The organism is Buttiauxella izardii, assembly GCF_003601925.1.
Classification (GTDB): Bacteria; Pseudomonadota; Gammaproteobacteria; order Enterobacterales; family Enterobacteriaceae; genus Buttiauxella; species Buttiauxella izardii.
Genome location: NZ_QZWH01000008.1, coordinates 1 through 20,161, shown reverse-complemented (window position 1 = coordinate 20,161; position 20,161 = coordinate 1). Strand labels below are relative to the sequence as shown.

The following is a 20,161-nucleotide window of genomic DNA, read 5'->3' as shown; positions in this document are numbered from 1 at the left end:
AATGATTTAGGGCATTAATAGAATCATATTAAATATAAAACACCCTCTGTATAAATAGGGTATGGCGTGCCATACCCAAATTCTGGAGACAGAACGCAATGGATATTTCTGTAACCGCTACAAAACCTACGCGTCGACGTTATGTGACGTTAATTATGATCTTCATTACGGTCGTTATTTGTTATGTCGACCGTGCGAATTTAGCTGTGGCATCGGCACATATTCAGGAAGAATTTGGCATCAGCAAAACTGAAATGGGTTATATATTCTCGGCTTTCGCCTGGTTATATACATTATGCCAAATTCCTGGCGGTTGGTTCCTTGACCGCATGGGCTCACGCATGACCTATTTTATTGCAATTTTCGGCTGGTCAGTCGCGACTCTGTTCCAGGGATTTGCTACCGGATTAATGTCGTTAATTGGCCTGCGCGCGATCACCGGTATTTTTGAAGCGCCTGCATTCCCGACCAACAACCGCATGGTGACCAGTTGGTTCCCGGAACAAGAACGCGCATCAGCAGTCGGTTTCTACACTTCCGGCCAGTTTGTTGGCCTGGCCTTCCTGACGCCGCTACTCATCTGGATTCAGGAGATGTTGAGCTGGCACTGGGTGTTCATCATCACCGGCGGCATCGGCATTATCTGGTCATTTATTTGGTTCAAAGTTTACCAACCGCCACGCACCAGCAAAGGGATTAACCAGGCTGAGCTTGAGCATATCCGTGACGGCGGCGGCCTGATTGATGGCGACGCGCCCGTGGCGAAAAAAGCCCGCACTCCGCTGACGGCGGCTGACTGGAAACTGGTGTTCAACCGTAAATTGGTTGGCGTTTATCTGGGGCAGTTTGCCGTGGCATCCACGCTTTGGTTCTTCCTGACCTGGTTCCCGAACTACCTCACCCAGGAAAAAGGCATCACGGCGCTGAAAGCCGGATTTATGACCACGGTTCCGTTCCTGGCCGCGTTTGTGGGCGTGCTGCTTTCAGGTTGGGTGGCAGACCGCCTGGTGCGCAAAGGCTACTCGTTGGGCGTGGCGCGTAAAACGCCAATCATCTGCGGCTTGTTGCTTTCCACCTGCATTATGGGCGCGAACTACACCGACGATCCGGTCTGGATTATGACGTTAATGGCGGTCGCATTCTTCGGTAACGGATTCGCATCGATTACCTGGTCGTTGGTTTCATCGCTGGCACCAATGCGTTTAATTGGCCTGACGGGCGGCGTGTTTAACTTCGCGGGTGGCTTAGGCGGCATCACGGTTCCACTGGTGATTGGCTACCTGGCACAGAGTTATGGCTTCGCTCCGGCGCTGGTATACATCGCCGTCATCGCCTTGCTGGGCGCACTTTCCTACATTCTGCTGGTGGGTAAAGTAGAAAGGGTGGGATAAAAATCTGCAATGATTTACCCTGAGGCGTCCATCGTCTCAGGGTAAAACCATGACCAAACAACTCACTTTTGCACCTCGTCACCACCAACTCACCAACACCAACACCTGGACTCCAGACAGCCAATGGCTGGCATTTGATGTGCGCCCCTCTGGCGCGTCGTTTACCAGCGAAACCATTGAGCGCGTCAATATCCATTCCGGCGAAGTACAGGTTGTGTATCAGGCGTCACAAGGTGCGCATGTCGGCGTGGTGACGGTGAATCCGCAGCAACCCGAGCGTTATGTCTTTATTCACAGCCCTGAAAACCCTGACGAAACATGGCAATACGATTTCCATCACCGCCGTGGCGTGGTGGTCGAAAACGGCACCGCCACAAATCTCGATGCGATGGACATTACGCCGCCGTTTACTCAAGGCGCGTTGCGTGGCGGCAGCCATGTTCACGTCTGGAGCCATGACGGTTCGCGTCTGAGTTTTACTTATAACGATCATGTAATGCATGAATACGACGTGGCGAAAGATTTGCGTAACGTTGGCGTTGCGTTACCTTTCGGCCCGGTCACGCCACCAAAACAACATCCACGTGAATATGACGGCAGCCATTATTGCGTGCTGGTTAGCTGCACAACGCCATCGCCAACACCCGGAAGTGACGACATCAACCGCGCTTATGAAGAAGGTTGGGTAGGCGACAACGGTTATCGCAAAACGGATGGTAGCCAGCAGCGCTGGGCGCTGGCGTTTATTGGCGACACGCTTTCAGAAAGCGGCGATAAAGTGCCTGAGCTGTATATCGTCGATTTGCCAGAGAACAAAGAGGCCTATTTCGTGGCGGGTGAAGAGCCGATTGAAGGCACGCAAACCTCGTTACCTGCGCCACCAGCGGGCGTGCAGCAACGTCGTATCACGTTTTCTCACCAGCGCCGTTACCCAGGTTTAACCACGCAACCACGGCATTGGGTACGAAGCAACCCTGATGGCAGTTTACTGGCGTTCCTGATGCGTGACGATTCCGGTGTGGTGCAAATGTATCTGCTGTCGCCCAACGGTGGCGAGCCACGTCAGCTTACGCACGGGCAAGATGATATTCAGTCGGCGTTTAACTGGCACCCGTCAGGGCAAGCGCTGGGCTTTGTGCAGAACAATCAGATTGTATTGTGCGATACGAAGAATGGCGCGATCACGCCCATTACGCAGCCGAATGGCGATGTGCCATCAGCGGATGCGGTGGTGTTTTCACCGGATGGAAAAAGCCTTGCGTGGATGCAGGATGTCGAGGGCTTCCGCCAGCTATTTATGGCCCCAACAGGGCTTTAATTACTGAACTGGCGGGATTACAGAATTGGTGGCCAGATTCTTGCTCTCGCTAGCTTCAACTCTGGATTTAAGAGATTTATCGGTACGGAACAGATCCCACGGCAACAGCACGGTATCCGCCACGGCGGTAAACGGCATATCAAGCGCGACAAATGGCTTGTAGCCCCAGCTCGTTTCGCTGTCGGTGAGCATTTCGTAGCTTGCCCGAGTGCCGGGATAGGTTCCCTCTTGCCCACCCGTGTGAGTCATAACACTTGAACATCCGCTGACTGTCAGAAGACCGCTGCCCAGAATGATTGTTGGAAGATAGCTTTTCATCATTACTATTAATTTTCGTTGATAAGGGCCATTTCCGGCCTGGCTGCACCGGGTTATATCACCCGTGCAGAGAATAAAAACTGTGCGTTTGCCACTCTGTGGCGGCTATCGCAGATTAATCTGGTTTACACCCCATTCAGTCTATGTACAGACACCCAATGCTGCAAAAAATTTCCTCATCGCCCCTTGAAAAGCGTTATTCAGCACCGATTTTAGGAATGTAGCCAATGAAAGTACGCCGTAAGGGTACTTGGTTCCTGAAGCCTGTCCATGATGGAAGGCAATGTTTGATTCTCGCTGATTATCAGGAGTTTTAATTTATGCGTAATTTCGACTTATCCCCGCTTTACCGTTCGGCCATTGGGTTTGATCGTCTGTTCAATTCGCTGGAAAACAGCCAGAACCAGAGCAACGGCGGTTATCCTCCATACAATGTTGAATTGGTTGATGAAAACCACTACCGCATTGCCATTGCAGTGGCCGGTTTCGCTGAAAGCGAACTGGAAATCACAGCCCAGGATAACTTGCTGGTGGTGAAAGGTGCGCATGCAAACGCACAAACCGATCGCACGTATCTTTATCAGGGGATTGCTGAACGCAACTTCGAACGCAAATTCCAGTTAGCGGAAAATATCCACATCCGTGGCGCTAACCTGGTTAACGGCCTGCTGTACATCGATCTGGAACGCGTGATTCCAGAAGCGATGAAACCACGCCGTATCGAAATTAACTAATTCTGCGGGTCGCCGCGCGCGGCCCACACCAAAATTTACTCAGACCCCGGCTTGCCGACAGGGAGCCGAAGGCTTAACTCGCTTCAAAGAAGGAGAATTAACATGCGTAACTACGATTTATCACCTCTGCTGCGTCAATGGATCGGTTTTGACAAACTGGCAAATGCCTTACAAACCAGCAGCGAAGGCCAGACATTCCCGCCTTACAACATTGAAAAAGGCGATGACAACCATTACCGCATTACCCTTGCGCTGGCAGGGTTCCGCCAGGAAGATCTTGAAATCGAGCTTGAGGGCACGCGTCTTAACGTGAAAGGGACGCCGGTAAAATCTGAAAAAGAGACCACCTGGCTGCATCAAGGGTTAGTGACTCAGCCATTTAGCCTGAGCTTCACCCTTGCGGAATACATGAAAGTCTCCGGCGCGACCTTTACTAACGGTCTGCTGCACATCGACCTGGTACGCGAAATCCCGGAAGAAGTTGCTCCGAAACGCATCGCTATCAGCGAACGCCCGGCGCTCAATAGCTAATAATTGAAGTCCCCTTTAGGCCCCATTTCATGGGGCCTTTTTTTGTGCTCTGCGCCCCATTAACTCCGTCAGCTCTCTGCCAGAATCCTTGTTAACAATAATGTTATTCACAGGGAATTCTTCAATGAGTGGAATAGCGTTAACCGTCAGTATGTTGGCATTGGTCGCGGTTGTTGGACTGTGGATTGGTAACATCAAAATTCGCGGCGTTGGGTTTGGCATCGGAGGCGTGCTGTTCGGCGGGATTATCGTCGGCCACTTCGTCAATCAGGCGGGCATAAACCTGAATGGCGATATGCTTCATTTCATTCAAGAATTCGGCCTGATCCTCTTCGTTTACACTATCGGCATTCAAGTTGGGCCGGGTTTTTTCTCTTCTTTGCGTGTTTCCGGCCTGCGCCTCAATCTTTTTGCGTTACTGATTGTGGTGATTGGCGCGCTGGTCACGGCACTCATCTATAAAATTTTCGACGTTCCACTGCCGGTGGTGCTGGGGATTTTCTCGGGTGCGGTGACGAACACGCCTGCGCTGGGCGCGGGTCAGCAAATACTGACCGATCTCGGCACGCCTGCGCAGCTGGTGGATAAAATGGGGATGAGCTATGCGATGGCTTATCCGTTTGGCATTTGCGGAATTTTGCTCACCATGTGGCTCATTCGCATGGCTTTTCGCATTAACGTCGATCAAGAAGCGCAGAGTTTTGATTGCAGCACCGGGCAAAGTCACGCACAACTTCAAACCATGAACATCTGCGTCTCCAACCCAAACCTCCACGGGTTGCCCATTCAGGAAGTGCCCGTTCTTAACAGCGATACCATTATTTGCTCGCGTCTCAAACGCGGTGAATTGCTGATGGTTCCGGCTCCCGGCACCGTGATTCAAACCGGGGATTTACTGCACCTCGTCGGCCAGGAAAAAGATCTGCACTCTGCTTTGTTGGTGATCGGTCAGCAAGTGGATACCTCGCTTTCCACGCGCGGCACCGATCTGCGGGTTGAACGCGTGGTGGTGACCAATGAAAAAGTGCTCGGCAAGAAAATCCGCGACCTGCATTTTAAGCAAAAGTACGACGTGGTTATCTCACGTCTGAATCGTGCGGGCATCGAACTGGTGGCAAGCCACAATGCCAGCCTGCAATTTGGCGATATCCTCAATCTGGTGGGCCGCCCGGAATCTATCGAGGCGGTAGCCGCAGAAGTGGGCAACGCGCAGCAAAAACTCCAGCAGGTGCAAATGCTGCCGGTCTTTATTGGCATCGGGCTGGGCGTTTTGCTGGGTTCTATCCCACTGTTTATTCCGGGGTTCCCGGTTGCGTTGCGCCTCGGGTTGGCAGGCGGGCCGCTGATTATGGCGATCATTCTTGGGCGAATCGGCAGCATCGGCACGCTGTATTGGTTTATGCCACCGAGCGCCAACCTTGCATTGCGTGAGCTGGGGATTGTGCTGTTTTTGGCGGTCGTTGGCCTGAAATCGGGCGGGGATTTTATCGGTACTTTGCTGCATGGCGACGGTGTCAGCTGGATTGGTTACGGCATTCTGATTACCGGAATCCCGCTGCTGGTCACGGCGCTGGTCGCCAGATTGCTCGCCAAAATGAATTACCTGACGCTGTGCGGCATGTTGGCAGGTTCGATGACTGACCCGCCAGCGCTGGCTTTCGCCAACGGCTTACATGCGACCAGCGGCGCGGCGGCACTCTCTTACGCCACGGTTTACCCGCTGGTGATGTTCCTGCGCATCATCACACCGCAACTTTTGGCGGTTATTTTCTGGGTTTGAGGCGAAAAAGATGCCTGCGAAAGCGGGCATCTCTGCTTCTTCCAACTGCCGCGGTTCCCCGGCGGCAATCGCCTCAAATTGAGGTGTTAAATCAAAAGATAGATTCTCAGCCAAGATTTCTAGTTGCCGCGCTCCGTTAAATTCTGTATTTTTATGCAAATTAAATGCATAAATAATTCATCAGGAGCGTCACATGTTAAGGATGTTAGCCAGGACAGTTCTTTTAGCCGGATGCATGGTTTCCACCGTTCTCACTTCCGCTTATGCCGCGCAGCAGACTTATGTCGTTGGCTCTGGTGGCACTTATCGCCCATTTGAGTTTGAAAACAGCCAGAAACAACTGGAAGGTTTTGATATCGACATCATCAAAGCCATCGCCAAAGCCGAAGGTTTTGATATCAAACTGGTTAATACGCCGTGGGAAGGCATTTTCGCCACCCTGAATTCTGGCGATCGCGACATCATTATTTCCGGTATTACCATCACCGATAAGCGTAAAGCGATGGTTGATTTTTCTGCGCCTTACTTCCCGGCTGAACAATCCATTGTGGTTCCAAATGATTCCAAAGTGGATTCTGTTAACGCGCTGAAAGGTAAGAAAGTCGGCGTGGTGAATTCCAGCGCGGGCGATACAGTGGTTTCCGAAACGCTGGGTAAAAACAGCACCGACATCAAACGTTTTGATAACACGCCGTTGATGCTGCAAGAACTGGCTGAAGACGGTATCGACGCCGCTGTTGGCGACGTTGGCGTGGTGAAGTACTACATCAAATCCCATCCTGAAAAAGCACTGAAAGCGGTCAAAGACGATAAATTTGAACGCCAGTATTTCGGCATCGCCGTGGCGAAAGACAACCAGGAACTACTGGGTAAAATTAACGCCGGCCTAAAGAAAATCGTTGCCGACGGGACTTACGCAAAAATCTATTCCACGTGGTTTGATAGCAACGTTCCAACCCTCCCCGCTGAATAATTTCGCATGACTCGGGGCCGTTTCGGCCCCAACAAGGACAGGTATGACCGGATTTCGCTGGGAGATAATCTCAGAATACGCGCCGTTATTTATGCAGGGCGCGATCATGACCATCAAGTGCACCATCATCTGCGTAATTTTAGGCACCACCTGGGGCTTGCTGCTCGGGCTGGGTCGTATGGCGCATGCTGAAGATGGCCCGTGGAAACATGTGCTGCGTTATGCGGTGCAATGGCCGGTGCGTGTTTACGTGAGTGCATTTCGTGGCACGCCGCTGTTTGTGCAAATCATGGTGGTTCACTTCGCGCTGGTGCCGCTGTTTATTAACCCGCGCGACGGTATGTTAGTCACCAGCGGGCTGATGTCGGTGGATTTTGCCCGCATGTTGCGCTCGGAATACGGCGCGTTTCTCTCGTGCGTAGTGGCGATTACGCTGAACGCCGGGGCATACGTTTCGGAAATTTTCCGCGCGGGGATTCAGTCCATCGACAAAGGCCAAATGGAAGCTTCGCGAGCGCTGGGAATGGGCTGGGGCAAAACGATGCGCAAAGTGATTTTGCCGCAGGCTTTCCGCCGCATCCTGCCGCCGCTGGGCAATAACGCTATCGCCATTGTGAAGGATTCTTCACTGGCTTCGGCGATTGGCCTGGCTGATTTGGCCTATGCAGCAAGAACGGTTTCTGGCGCGTATGCGACTTATTGGGAACCGTACCTGACGATCTCTCTGGTTTATTGGGTGCTGACGTTCCTGCTTTCGCTAATGGTGCAACACATGGAAAAGAGGTTGGGCAAAAGTGATTCACGTTAACGATTTACAGAAACAGTTTGGCAAAACCCATGTGCTGCGCGGCATTTCGTGTGATATCGCGCCGCAAGAAGTGGTGTGTGTGATTGGTCCATCCGGTTCCGGGAAAAGTACCTTTTTGCGTTGCCTGAACGCGCTGGAAAAACCCGACGGTGGTGAAGTGGTGGTGAACGGTTATGCGGTTCACGACCCGAAAACCAACCTCAATACGCTGCGTTCTGGCGTCGGCATGGTGTTCCAGCGTTTTAACTTGTTCCCGCATATGACGGTTTTAGAAAACCTGACCATGGCACCGATGACGCTCAAAGGTTTGTCGAAGGCCGAAGCGGTTTCGCGGGCCGAAAAGCTGCTGCAAAAAGTGGGGCTGATCGACAAAATCGACGCCTGGCCTTCAAGCCTTTCCGGCGGGCAACAGCAGCGTGTAGCGATTGCCCGCGCACTGGCCATGGAGCCGTCGATTATTCTGTTTGATGAACCGACTTCTGCCCTCGACCCTGAACTGGTCGGCGAAGTGCTGGCGGTGATGAAGCAGCTCGCTCTGGAAGGGATGACGATGGTTATCGTGACGCACGAAATGGGCTTTGCCCGTGAAGTGGCCGACCGTGTGGTGTTTATCGACCAGGGCGTGATTCAGGAGCAAGGGCCGCCGTCGCAATTGTTCAGCAACCCGACAAACCCGCGTACTAAAGAGTTTTTGAGTAAGGTGCTTTAAGTTTCGCCCTCACCCTAACCCTCTCCCCCTGGAGGGGGAATTGATCGGTATTCTCCCTCTCCCCACGGGAGAGGGCCGGGGCGAGGGTAAAAAACCTACACCGCTTCCCCATGCTGCTGGAAACGATGCGCCAGCGGCAGCCAGCAGAACAAAATCAGCACTCCCATTGCGGTCATTAACATGCCGAGGCTGAACTGCCCGGTTTGTGGCAGCAACGCAGAAAACCACGCCATCGCCCCGGAACCGATATTCTGCAACCCACCCACTAACGCTCCGGCGGTGCCTGCCAGGAATGGAAACGGCTCCATTGCGCCGCTGGTCGCCAGCGGGAACAACATGCCCGCGCCGAAGAAGAACAGCGCGGCAGGCACTAATAGCGTCCAGATATTCATCACGCCGAACCAGCCTGGAATCCACATTAAAATGCCCGCAAACAGGCAGCTCAAAACCGCTTGCCACATCAGCGACGAGAAACGCGCGTTTTGCCGCCCCGCGTACCAGGAACCGAAAAACGCCGCCGGAATAGGCAGAATAAACAGAATACTTACCACCACACCATTCAGCCCCAGCACGCCGCCCATCAATACGCCGGAACAGGCTTCAAACACCGCCACGCCCGCCAGACCGCCAACCAGCATCAGCAAATAGCAATTAAACGAACCGCTGCCGAGCAGCGCTTTATAGCTCGCAAGCAGCCGTTGCGGTTTTTCCTGCACCGGGCGCGTTTCCGGCAGCCAGCGCAACATGCAAAATGCAACAATCGCACACAGCACCAGCAGGAACCCGTAACAGGCCCGCCAGCCCCATACCGAATCGAGCATTCCGCCAATCACCGGAGCCAATAGCGGGCTGACCAGAATCCCCATGTTTAACAAGCTATTGGCGGAGCGAAGCGATGCGCCTTCGTAGAGGTCGCGCGGCATGGTTCGCGCCATCACGCCTGCCACGCCCGTCCCCATTCCTTGCAATGCACTGGCAATGACCAGCGCGGTTAAGTTAGTGGTAAACAGCGCCCAAAGTGTGGCGAGGATAAAAATGCTCATGCCCACCAAAATCACCGGACGGCGACCAATACGGTCGGAAATCGGCCCGTAGATAAGTTGTGATATGCCATAAGTCAGCAAATACGCGGCCATCACTTGCTGAATTGCACCGCTGCGCACGCCAAAGTCGTGGGCCATATCGGGAATCGACGGAATATAAATGGTTTGCGTCATTTGCCCGACGGCAACCAGCAGAATCAACATCATCAGCAGGTGGATATTGGCGAGTTTTTTCATTTTCTTAGGTTTGTTATGTGGCGAATGGTGCCTGTTGTCAGTTTATAAAACTGACAGCCTCTAAAAATCGAGAGGAATCTACCACATAACGAAAGGGAAGCCATTGGGTGACATGCATTTTAAACACCGCGAAAATGGCAGCCTGTAAAGCCTGAACGGCAATTTATGTTGCCAGCCGAAACGGCAGCAGAGATTTATAAAAGGGAGGCGGTTTCCCGCCTCCCTTTGGTGCGACTTAAAGGCCGTGAATTACTTAAAGTATTTCATGGCGACTTCAAGCAGTTGCAGCAGCGCAACCATGAGTTTCAGAAACAAAATTGCCAGTTCCATCAAGCCCATACGCTTTTCTCCTGTGGCCAGGAGCACTGCCAGCCGACGAGCCTTTCCGCTGCCTGTAGCCAGCTGAATTTGTTGATATTTCCAGACGTGCCCCTCCGAGGTTAAGGCACTGACGGCACCACCCGTTTCAGCCAGGACTTGAATTGCGCGGCGGTTTGCGGCCTCAGAGCAGATCCTCATCAACACATCGAGTATATCTATTATACTGTATAAATAAACAGTAAAATGATAAAAATGCGAGCAGCTTCCCAGGATAAAGAGTTAAATGACGCTCAAATTATCAGCAAGTATTTGCGCGAACATGTGTTTCGTCGTATATTTTGTGGGTTGATATTGCCAGGCGTGCTACGTAAAAACAGGCACTATGCAGTAAAAACAAAAGACCTCGCCTCACCAGCGGGGTTTTTTGTTTTTGTAGGTTTTGAAACTGGCTTAGTTGTAAAAACCCTGGGGAACGGATTGCCCGAACCCATCGCCGCTGTCGGTGCTGTTATCCTGCCGTCCACGTGCTTCCAGCCTGTCCGCACGCATTTTCTCGCTTAATTCTCTGCGCTGGTCGGTGGTCAAATTTTCACGGCCATAATACTGATCCGGATATTGAGATCGCATGATTAATGCTTCGTTAGTCTCGTCCGGGCTAATATTTTTATGCCCGTCATAGCCTGAGGTATCAGTCGATGAGCAGCCCATCATGCCAAGCGGGATAAGCACTATCAGAGCAAATTTGTAAGCCATATTTCTTCCTGAACCTGCATAAAACAACGCGGTGGATTCATCATTATTACTCACCCGAGTAGGGATGCGTAATCTGGATAAGAGATATTGCGTAGCGTATCACGGAGAGTTGAGCGAGGTTCACCCCGGCAAGCGCCGGAGTGAAGTAAGGCGGGTTTTCGATTAAGACAGCGGGCTGAGCGTAATTTCTACGCGGCGGTTCTGTGCTTTGCCTTCAGCCGTGCTGTTGCTGGCGATTGGATTTGCCGGGCCTGCACCTGTCGTGCGCACACGGTTTGCCGCCACGCCTTGTGTGATCAGCGCGCTACCCACGCCGTCTGCACGTTGCTGGGAGAGCTTCATGTTCAGCTCCTGGCTGCCGGTGCTGTCGGTGTAACCTACGACGTTAACCGCAGTTTTTGGATACTCTTTCAGTACCATCGCCACGCCGGTCAGGGTGTTTGCACCCGCCGGTTTCAGCGTTGCGCTGCTGCTGTCGAAGGTGACGTTATTTGGCATGTTCAGCACGATGTTGTCGCCATTACGCGTCACACTCACGCCTGTTCCCTGCATTTTGTCGCGCAGTTTCGCTTCCTGCACATCCATGTAGTAACCGACGCCACCCCCTAATGCGGCACCTGCTGCGGCACCAATCAGAGCGCCTTTGCCGCGATCTTTTTTGGATGAGGAAAGTGCGCCAACGCCAGCCCCTACCAGTGAGCCAATACCTGCTCCAATTCCTGATTTCCCTGCTTCACGTTCGCCAGTGTATGGGTTGGTCGTGCAACCAGAAACTGCTAGCGTGCCGCAAACAATAGCGGCAATCATCAAGACGCGTTTTTTCATCTCATTTCCTTTGTGAATTTAATAACTCAACCGCATGATCGGCGGCGGTTGATTATGCCGTGTGAATGTGTAGAAATTTCTATAGAGTCGTCTGAATTTGTAAAACTAAATATCGAGTGGCCATCAGGCCGCCACCTGCTTACTACCTGCCACCAGGGGAGCCCGAATTGGCTAATGCATCTTCATCAAATAAAAAAATCCTGACCGCCGCCCACTGGGGGCCGATGCTCGTTGAAACCGACGGCGAGCGCGTGCTTGCATCAACCGGCGCGCTGGAAACCGGGCATGAAAACTCATTGCAAAGCGCTGTTCCCGATCAGGTTCACAGCAAAGCCCGAGTGCAGTTTCCTATGGTGCGTAAAGGTTTTCTCGCCTCTCCAGATGCGCCACAAGGCGTGCGTGGCGACGATGAATATGTGCGAGTTAGCTGGGATCTGGCGTTACAACTTATTCACCAGCAGCATCAACGTATTCGCGCCGCTTATGGTGCGGACGCCATTTTTGCTGGTTCTTACGGTTGGCGTTCCAATGGCGTGTTGCATAAAGCGGCGACTTTATTGCAGCGCTATATGAGCCTGGCGGGCGGTTATACCGGGCATCTCGGCGATTACTCTACTGGTGCGGCGCAGGTGATCATGCCGTATGTCGTCGGCTCTAATGAGGTTTACCAGCAGCAAACGAGCTGGCCGTTGGTGCTTGAGCACAGCGAAGTGGTGGTGCTGTGGAGCGCTAATCCACTGAACACCTTGAAGATTGCCTGGAACGCCAGCGACGAACAAGGCGTGAAGTATTTCGAGCAGCTTAAAAACAGCGGCAAAACGGTGATCGCTATCGATCCGATGCGATCGGAAACGGTGGATTTCCTGGGGGAAAACGCCCAGTGGATTGCCCCGAATATGGGCACCGATGTGGCGTTAATGCTGGGCATCGCCCACATGTTGGTGAAAAACGGCTGGCACGATGCCACATTCCTCGCACGTTGCACACACGGCTACGACAAATTCGCCGCTTACCTGACGGGTGAATCAGACGGCGAGCCGAAAACGGCAGTCTGGGCGGCAGAAATTTGCGGCGTACCTGCGGAAACTATCGAATATCTGGCGCGTTTATTTAGCGAAAAACGCACCATGCTGATGTCCGGCTGGGGCATGCAGCGCCAGCAATACGGTGAGCAAAAACACTGGATGCTGGTGACGCTCGCGGCGATGCTTGGGCAGATTGGCACACCAGGCGGCGGCTTTGGCCTCTCTTATCACTTTGCCAACGGCGGCAACCCAACGCGCCGCGCGGCGGTATTAGGCTCGTTGCAAGGAACCGTGGCAAACGGAACAGACGCCGTGGAAAAAATCCCGGTGGCGCGAATTGTGGAAGCGCTGGAAAACCCTGGCGGCGAGTATCAGCATAACGGCCTGGAAAAAACCTTCCCCGATATCCGCATGTTGTGGTGGGCGGGCGGCGGTAATTTCACTCATCACCAGGACACCAACCGCTTGATTAAAGCCTGGCAGAAACCGGAGCTGGTGGTGATTTCCGAATGCTTCTGGACAGCGGCGGCAAAACACGCCGATATCGTGCTACCGATCACCACATCGTTTGAGCGCAATGACCTGACGATGACCGGCGACTACAGCAATCAGCATCTGGTGCCGATGAAGCAGGTGGTTTCGCCGCAGGGTGAAGCGCGTAACGATTTCGATGTTTTTGCGGCCCTTAGCGAATTGTGGGAAGAGGGCGGCGAAGCGCGATTTACCGAAGGCAGAACCGAGCTGCAATGGCTGGAAGAATGCTATGAAATCGCGCGCAAGCGCGGCGTAGCGCAGCAAGTGGAATTACCAGATTTTAAAACCTTCTGGGAAAGTAACCAGTTGATTGAAATGCCGGAAAGCGAGAAGAATGCCGGTTTTATTCGTTTCGCTGATTTCACGCGCGATTCGCAAGCGAATCCACTCAAAACCCCAAGCGGTAAAATCGAAATTTATTCTGAGCGCATCGCCAGTTTTGGTTACGCCGATTGCCCGCCGCATCCGACCTGGCTTGCGCCTGATGAATGGCAAGGTAATGCCGAACCGGGCCAGCTTCAGTTACTTTCATCGCACCCCGCGCATCGTTTGCACAGCCAGCTTAATTACGCAGCTTTGCGGGATAAATACGCCATCGCCGGGCGTGAGCCGTTAACGCTGCATCCGCAAGATGCCGCCGCTCGCGGTATTGCCGATGGTGATTTGGTGCGTGTCTGGAATGCTCGCGGGCAAGTGCTGGTGGGCGCGCTGGTGACGGACGGAATCAAGCCGGGCGTGGTCTGTATTCATGAAGGCGCATGGCCGGATTTAGATGACCGGAAGCTGTGTAAAAACGGCGCGGTCAATGTGCTGACGCTGGATATTCCAACCTCGCGCCTGGCGAACGGCTGCGCGGCGAACTCATCGCTGGTCTGGGCCGAAAAATATCTCGGCCCGGTGCCGGACGTTACAGCGTTTTCTCCGCCTGCCAACTCATAATCCAGGTCGGGTGGCGCGTTTCGTTTTGCCAGGCGCTTTCTTCAATGCGAAAGCCCTGATGATGATAGAAATGCACCGCCCGCTGGTTCTTCTGGTAAACCTCAAGGCTTAAAGAGGGATAAATCTCTTTGACGTGTTTCATTAGCGCCTGGCCGATCCCCTTGCCAATAAAGGGTTCGCAGACAAACAGTGCGCCAATAAACAGCGAATTCAGCACGCTAATAAACCCCACCATTTTGCCTTGATTCAGATAAACCCAGGTTTCAGATTGCGGAATATAAACATTGCGCACGATGGACTCACTTTCGTGCCAGTAAGTTTCGCTGATAAAGGGATGCGCCTGAATGGTGCTGGCAAGCCAGATTTCAATCAGTTCATCCATTTCATCTGGCTGCAAACGGCGAATCATTTGAGATTATCAGGATGGCAGAAGCAGGGGGTGACATGGTCGTTAACCAATCCGCAAGCCTGCATAAACGAGTAGCAAATTGTCGAGCCGACAAATTTAAAGCCGCGTTTTTTCAGCGCTTTTGAGAGCGCGTCGGAAGCGGGTGTGGTGGTCGGGATTTCGCCCAGCGTTGCGGCTTGTGTGATTTGCGTTTTGTTATCGACAAACGACCAGACAAATTCGGGGAATTTCTCGCCGTTGGCTTCCATCGCCAGATACGCTTTAGCGTTATTGATAATGGCTTCAATTTTGCCACGATGGCGGATGATTCCGGCATCTAACACCAGTTCATCGACATCTTCCGGTTGCATGAGCGCCACGGCCTGCGGGTCGAAATTTTTAAAGCAGCGACGATAATTCTCGCGCTTTTTCAATACGGTTATCCATGATAAACCGGCCTGTTGCCCTTCAAGGCAAATCATCTCGAAAAGATGTTGCCCGTCAGTCACCGGCACGCCCCATTCCTTATCGTGATACTCAATATAGAGCGGGTCATTAGATACCCATCCACAACGCAGCATACGTTTCTCCTTTGATGAAATTTCTCGTGCCAACTTGACGCGCCACAGAAAGAGACAATAGTTAATTCAGGGATATCCGCAAGCCCGATAAAAACACTAATAATACCGCCGGATTTGGCTCTTTTCTGGAGTCGCTTTGATGATCAAAATTATACGCAGTGGTCGCCGTGTCACTTTCACCACGGTGCTGGCTTTGTGTTGCCTGCCCTATGCTACGAATGTATTTGCCTGGCAACAAGAATATGTCGCCGAAGAAGCTTCGGGCGAAGCGCAGGATCGTTATACCTGGGACAGTAATCACCAACCAAGTTATAACGATATTCTCGCAGAAAGGATAAATTCTTCGTTTACCTCCCAGAACCAGGAGGGGCTGATGCTCGTTTCTGGTAACGATAATGTTAGCGCTGATAGCTCACATTTGGGTATCGGCTGGAATATCACTTTGCCCGGAAAAATAACCACCGGGCCGACGGCGAAATACAGTTGGGATGGCTCATCCACGAGTATTTACAACGAATATGGCGACTCTGCGGTTGCCGCGCAATTTACCGATCAACTCTGGCATGCCAGCGTGTCTACCGTCGGCTGGCGAGTTGATTCGTCCGTGGGTTATCTACGCCCGTGGGCCCAGGTCAGTTACAACCATCAATACGGTGAAAACCAGTGGAAAGCGCAGTCTGGCATGCGATCTAACACCGCGAACGGGCAGGATGCGAGCTGGATGGATGTGACGGTCGGTGCGGATATGCCGATTGGCAGGAATATGGCGGCGTTTGCTTCTATGTCGCAGGCCGAAGGTTTAACCACCGGCGAGGCCTATATTTATAATGTTGGCGTAAGTGCGCGTTTCTGATCATTAATTTAACCTTGTATCTGTATATTTAACATTTAATAACTAGTATTTACGCGCCTTGCGTTGATAGTAATCACTAACGGAAATGAAATTTTAAATCTCGTCCAGGTCATTCATACCTTCTCAGAGGCATTTCATTCCGGCCTGGGTGCAACTCATGCCGTTTTCTCCTGGAATAAAATGCACTTCGTTACTCTTGGCAGCAGAAGATTTCTCTTAAATTTTGCGGACATCTGCCATGAATAATGCATCCTACAACCGTACTCGCTGGTTAACTCTGATCGGCACCATTATTACTCAGTTCGCTCTGGGTTCCGTTTATACCTGGAGCCTGTTCAACAGTGCGCTTTCCCAGAAACTGGATGAGCCTATCAGCCAGGTCGCTTTCTCCTTCGGTTTATTAAGCCTCGGTCTGGCGATTTCGTCTTCTGTTGCGGGCAAATTGCAGGAACGTTTTGGTGTTCGCAAAGTGACAATGGCGGCGGGCGTGCTGCTGGGTGTCGGCTTCTTCCTGACCGCGCACTCTGACAACTTGATGATGTTATGGCTGAGTGCTGGTGTGCTGGTGGGTCTGGCAGATGGTGCCGGTTATTTGTTAACCCTCTCCAACTGCGTGAAATGGTTCCCGGAACGTAAAGGCCTGATCTCTGCCTTCGCCATTGGTTCATACGGCCTCGGCAGCCTGGGCTTCAAATATATCGATAGCCATTTACTGGCAACCGTCGGCCTGGAAAGCACCTTCATGATTTGGGGTGGTCTGGCGATGGTGATGATTCTGTTCGGTTCCATGCTGATGAAAGATGCGCCATTGCAGGAAGTGAAAACCGCAAACGGCGTGGCTGAAAAAGATTACACCCTGGCAGAATCCATGCGGAAACCGCAGTACTGGATGCTGGCTGTGATGTTCCTGACCGCCTGCATGAGTGGCCTGTACGTGATTGGCGTGGCGAAAGATATCGCACAAGGCATGGTGCATTTGACTGCTGAATCTGCGGCAAATGCGGTCACCGTTATCGCCATTGCTAACCTGAGCGGCCGTCTGGTGCTGGGTATCCTGTCCGATAAAATCGCCCGTATCCGTGTTATTACCATCGGCCAGGTTATCTCTTTAGTCGGCATGGCAGCGCTGTTGTTCGCCCCACTTAACGAAGCGACTTTCTTTGCCGCGATTGCTTGTGTGGCCTTTAACTTCGGCGGCACCATCACCGTTTATCCTTCATTGGTGAGCGAGTTCTTCGGCCTGAATAACCTGACTAAAAACTACGGTGTGATTTACTTAGGCTTCGGTATCGGCAGCATCTGTGGTTCGATTATCGCCTCTATCTTCGGCGGTTTTTATGTCACCTTCTGTGTCATCTTCGCACTGCTGATTTTGTCCCTGGCGATTTCCACCACCATTCGCCAGCCAGCACGAGAAGTTTTGCAGGAGCGTCACGCTCACGCTTGATAGCGAGCTGTTAATGCCGCAAACCATGCCGCCGGGACGTTATACGGCGGCATCATTAATTGTGAAATACCCTGCTCGATAATGCCCTCAGCCTGACCTCTTAGAATTTCATTTCCTCGTTGTAAACCCGCCAACTGAATCCGTTTTTCGATTAAATACACGCGCGCAAAATGCGGGTCGTAGCGCAAAATCTCACGGGTATTATCGATGATGTCAGCAAGCTTGATGGTTTGTGCCTCGCAACTGGCATTCGCGGTATGCAGGAAATGGGCGCGTTTGCGATGCATGCGGTTGGTGCCGGGGAGTTGCTCGGGGTTAGTGACCATTGCGACCAGCGCGGCCACATCTGGCCCAAAACGTTCTTCAATATCAATAATCGTGGTGCCGGTGTCTTCCACGGTATCGTGTAACCAGGCGGCGGCGAGAACTTCTTCAATGGGGCAAACGCCCCTGACTAATTCCACCACGGCGGCAGGATGGACGATGTAAGGCTCAAGGGTATATTTGCGGCGCTGATCGCAAGCTGCATGAGCTTTTGTGGCATACCGACGGGCGCGTTCTTCCAACGATTGCATGTTTTTCCCTCAGCATTAACAACATTAATAGTATGTCCATAACATCGTGGTGGCGTAATTAAGCTAATCGAGCTGGAGTTGTGTAAACAAAGGCACGGATCACGCTTTTTGTCGATACTTTTGACCTTCCCTATGCTCTACTAATCCGCGCCAAATCGGCTAAGAATCGTCCTGATTCAAACTCTATTTTTCCTTGCTCAGAATTTTCCAAGATAACGGGGGTCTGAGTGATGCTTATAACTTTTTCTTTTTTTGCTATTTTTTCGGACAACCTGCATGAATTACGTTAAATCGATGTCGCAGCAAAAGCTTTGTCTTTTGTTAGCGGTATACATCGGCCTGTTTTTGAACCTTTCAGTTTTTTATCACCGTTTTGAAGGGTTTATCCAGAATTTCAGTGGAATGAAAGGTCTTTATATGGTTGCTGAAGTGGTAGCCTGCGTCCTGGTTACTTTCTTTTTATTCCGCGTATTGTCTCTGTTAGGGCGAACGGCCTGGCGGATATTGTCCTCGCTCGTTGTGCTGTTTTCTGTCGCCGCTAGTTACTACATGACATTGCTCAATGTGGTGATTGGTTACGGGATTATTGCCTCGGTGATGACCACCGATATCGACCTCTCTAAAGAAATAGTCGGTTACCAGTTTATATTATGGCTGATTCTTATTAGCGCTATTCCGCTGATACTTATCTGGACTAACTCGTCGCGCGATACGTTGATTCACCAGCTAAAAACGCCTGGCCAACGTTTTAGAAATGTCGCCATCGTGCTGTTAGCTGGGGTTATGGTTTGGGCACCGCTGAAGTTATTGGGTAAACAACAAAAAAGCTCAGAAAAACATACCACTGTTGATATGCCTAGTTATGGTGGTGTGGTGGCGAATTCTTATCTGCCTTCTAATTGGGTTTCAGCGCTGGGGTTATATGCCTGGGCGCAGGCCGATGAGTCCACGGATAACCGCTCTTTGATGAACCCGGTAAAACAGTTCACTTATGTTGCGCCAAAAGAGTTGGATGATACCTACGTGGTGTTTGTGATTGGAGAAACCACGCGCTGGGATCACATGGGTATTTTGGGTTACGACCGTGATACCACGCCAAAACTCGCCAAAGAGAAAAACCTGGTGGCATTCCGTGGTGAGTCTTGCGATACCGCGACGAAGCTCTCTTTGCGTTGCATGTTTGTGCGCGAAGGCGGTGCGGAAGAGAATCCGCAGCGTACGTTGAAAGAACAAAACGTCTTTGCGGTGCTGAAACAGCTTGGTTTTACCTCTAATCTTTTTGCGATGCAAAGTGAAGTCTGGTTCTACGGCAACACCATGGCAGACAATTTCTCCTACCGTGAGCAAATCGCCGCTGAGCCGCGTAACAACGGCAAACAGGTCGACGATATGTTGCTGATGGAAGAGATGAAGCGTTCTGTTGATGAGCATCCGAAGGGCAAGCATTTGATTATCTTGCACACTAAAGGCTCGCACTTCTCATACGTGCAGCGTTATCCTCGCAGCTTTGCGAAATGGACTCCAGAGTGCGTCAGCATTGCTAATGAGTGCAGCAAACAACAGTTGATTAACGCTTTCGATAACTCCGTGTTGTACGTTGATACCGTGCTTGACAAGGTCATTGACCAGCTTCGTGATAAGCGGGCGATTATCTTCTATGCCTCTGATCACGGCGAGTCGATTGACGAACGTAAACACCTGCACGGTACGCCGCGTAAAATGGCTCCGCCAGAGCAGTTCCGTGTGCCGTTGTTAGTTTGGGCGTCTGATAAATACCTCGAAAATCCAGACCGTGCGCGCGAGTTTGCCCACATGCAAGAACAGGCAAAAATGAAGGTGCCACATCGCCATGTGGAACTGTATGACACCATTATGGGTTGCCTGGGCTATACCTCGCCAGACGGCGGTATTAACCAGAATAACAACTGGTGTCATGTGCCGCAGACGGCTGCAAAGTAACGATTCCGCTACAAATGCTGGATTTTAAAACAAACGAACGGGATTTTTGCTAACAGGGATTGACGGTTAAAACGGTGCGCAGTACTATGCGCTCCGCATTCGGCGAGTAGCGCAGCTTG

At 51.9% G+C, this 20,161-nt stretch carries 20 protein-coding genes; 12 read left to right on the top strand and 8 right to left on the bottom strand.

What is annotated here, in order from left to right:
• Window positions 1-98 precede the first annotated feature (98 nt).
• Both D6029_RS05750 and D6029_RS05745 read left to right on the top strand, forming a co-directional pair.
• A complete protein-coding gene (locus D6029_RS05750; RefSeq protein ID WP_120063847.1) occupies window positions 99-1,391 on the top strand; it encodes an MFS transporter in 1,293 nt (430 codons plus the stop codon).
• 49 nt (window positions 1,392-1,440) lie between these two features.
• Complete coding sequence (locus D6029_RS05745; RefSeq protein ID WP_120063846.1) at window positions 1,441-2,709, top strand: DUF3748 domain-containing protein; 1,269 nt, start codon at window positions 1,441-1,443, stop codon at window positions 2,707-2,709.
• Here D6029_RS05745 and D6029_RS05740 read toward each other — a convergent pair whose 3' ends face one another.
• Window positions 2,710-3,030 carry a YceK/YidQ family lipoprotein gene (locus tag D6029_RS05740; RefSeq protein WP_120063845.1) on the bottom strand — a complete coding sequence of 107 codons (321 nt, stop codon included), beginning with the start codon at window positions 3,028-3,030 and terminating at the stop codon, window positions 2,710-2,712.
• Window positions 3,031-3,347: 317 nt separating this feature from the next.
• On the opposite strand from D6029_RS05740, the gene ibpA reads away from it, so the two are divergent.
• The 6 genes from ibpA (at window position 3,348) to D6029_RS05710 (ending at window position 8,562) form a co-directional block, all read left to right on the top strand.
• The gene (gene ibpA, locus D6029_RS05735; protein ID WP_120063844.1) at window positions 3,348-3,761 is read left to right on the top strand and encodes a small heat shock chaperone IbpA; all 414 of its coding nucleotides are present in this window, start codon (window positions 3,348-3,350) and stop codon (window positions 3,759-3,761) included.
• Between the two features lie 102 nt (window positions 3,762-3,863).
• The gene (gene ibpB / locus D6029_RS05730; RefSeq protein ID WP_120063843.1) at window positions 3,864-4,292 is read left to right on the top strand and encodes a small heat shock chaperone IbpB; all 429 of its coding nucleotides are present in this window, start codon (window positions 3,864-3,866) and stop codon (window positions 4,290-4,292) included.
• 124 nt (window positions 4,293-4,416) lie between these two features.
• The gene (locus D6029_RS05725; protein WP_120063842.1) at window positions 4,417-6,072 is read left to right on the top strand and encodes a putative transporter; all 1,656 of its coding nucleotides are present in this window, start codon (window positions 4,417-4,419) and stop codon (window positions 6,070-6,072) included.
• Between the two features lie 235 nt (window positions 6,073-6,307).
• The gene (locus D6029_RS05720) at window positions 6,308-7,045 is read left to right on the top strand and encodes a basic amino acid ABC transporter substrate-binding protein (RefSeq protein ID WP_244212376.1); all 738 of its coding nucleotides are present in this window, start codon (window positions 6,308-6,310) and stop codon (window positions 7,043-7,045) included.
• A gap of 43 nt (window positions 7,046-7,088) precedes the next feature.
• On the top strand, window positions 7,089-7,853 hold the full coding sequence (locus D6029_RS05715) for an amino acid ABC transporter permease (protein WP_120063841.1): 765 nt from the start codon (window positions 7,089-7,091) through the stop codon (window positions 7,851-7,853).
• Entirely contained in the window at window positions 7,840-8,562 is a 723-nt protein-coding gene (locus D6029_RS05710; RefSeq protein WP_120063840.1) for an amino acid ABC transporter ATP-binding protein, read from the top strand. The genes D6029_RS05715 and D6029_RS05710 overlap by 14 nt, the downstream gene beginning before the upstream one ends.
• 95 nt (window positions 8,563-8,657) lie before the next feature.
• Here the strand turns inward: D6029_RS05710 and emrD are convergent, their stop codons facing one another.
• The 4 genes from emrD to D6029_RS05690 all read right to left on the bottom strand — a co-directional run bounded on the left by emrD (window position 8,658) and on the right by D6029_RS05690 (window position 11,741).
• Entirely contained in the window at window positions 8,658-9,842 is a 1,185-nt protein-coding gene (gene emrD / locus D6029_RS05705) for a multidrug efflux MFS transporter EmrD (RefSeq protein ID WP_120063839.1), read from the bottom strand.
• A 249-nt stretch (window positions 9,843-10,091) separates the two neighbouring features.
• Window positions 10,092-10,361, bottom strand: a complete 270-nt coding sequence (locus D6029_RS22585; RefSeq protein WP_208642665.1) for a hypothetical protein — start codon at window positions 10,359-10,361, stop codon at window positions 10,092-10,094.
• A 252-nt stretch (window positions 10,362-10,613) separates the two neighbouring features.
• Window positions 10,614-10,916, bottom strand: a complete 303-nt coding sequence (locus tag D6029_RS05695; protein WP_120063837.1) for a hypothetical protein — start codon at window positions 10,914-10,916, stop codon at window positions 10,614-10,616.
• A 162-nt stretch (window positions 10,917-11,078) separates the two neighbouring features.
• Entirely contained in the window at window positions 11,079-11,741 is a 663-nt protein-coding gene (locus D6029_RS05690) for an OmpA family lipoprotein (protein ID WP_120063836.1), read from the bottom strand.
• Between the two features lie 167 nt (window positions 11,742-11,908).
• Between D6029_RS05690 and D6029_RS05685 the strand changes: the two genes are divergently transcribed.
• Window positions 11,909-14,239 carry a molybdopterin guanine dinucleotide-containing S/N-oxide reductase gene (locus D6029_RS05685; protein WP_120063835.1) on the top strand — a complete coding sequence of 777 codons (2,331 nt, stop codon included), beginning with the start codon at window positions 11,909-11,911 and terminating at the stop codon, window positions 14,237-14,239.
• On the opposite strand, the gene D6029_RS05680 is transcribed toward D6029_RS05685, so the two are convergent.
• Window positions 14,208-14,648: an N-acetyltransferase gene (locus tag D6029_RS05680; protein ID WP_120063834.1), complete on the bottom strand. Its 441-nt coding sequence runs from the start codon at window positions 14,646-14,648 to the stop codon at window positions 14,208-14,210. The genes D6029_RS05685 and D6029_RS05680 overlap by 32 nt on opposite strands.
• Entirely contained in the window at window positions 14,645-15,208 is a 564-nt protein-coding gene (gene tag / locus D6029_RS05675; protein WP_120063833.1) for a DNA-3-methyladenine glycosylase I, read from the bottom strand. The genes D6029_RS05680 and tag overlap by 4 nt, the downstream gene beginning before the upstream one ends.
• Window positions 15,209-15,347: 139 nt before the next feature.
• Here tag and D6029_RS05670 point away from each other — a divergent pair, with 139 nt between their 5' ends.
• A complete protein-coding gene (locus tag D6029_RS05670) occupies window positions 15,348-16,061 on the top strand; it encodes an autotransporter domain-containing protein (RefSeq protein ID WP_120063832.1) in 714 nt (237 codons plus the stop codon).
• A gap of 238 nt (window positions 16,062-16,299) precedes the next feature.
• Window positions 16,300-17,508: an L-lactate MFS transporter gene (locus tag D6029_RS05665; RefSeq protein ID WP_120063831.1), complete on the top strand. Its 1,209-nt coding sequence runs from the start codon at window positions 16,300-16,302 to the stop codon at window positions 17,506-17,508.
• On the opposite strand, the gene D6029_RS05660 is transcribed toward D6029_RS05665, so the two are convergent.
• The gene (locus tag D6029_RS05660; RefSeq protein WP_120063830.1) at window positions 17,499-18,083 is read right to left on the bottom strand and encodes an HD domain-containing protein; all 585 of its coding nucleotides are present in this window, start codon (window positions 18,081-18,083) and stop codon (window positions 17,499-17,501) included. The two genes, D6029_RS05665 and D6029_RS05660, sit on opposite strands and share 10 nt — an antisense overlap.
• A gap of 276 nt (window positions 18,084-18,359) precedes the next feature.
• Between D6029_RS05660 and eptB the strand changes: the two genes are divergently transcribed.
• Window positions 18,360-20,042 (top strand): kdo(2)-lipid A phosphoethanolamine 7''-transferase, encoded by a 1,683-nt coding sequence (gene eptB / locus D6029_RS05655; RefSeq protein WP_120063829.1) that lies wholly within the window; start codon window positions 18,360-18,362, stop codon window positions 20,040-20,042.
• Window positions 20,043-20,161: the final 119 nt, after the last annotated feature.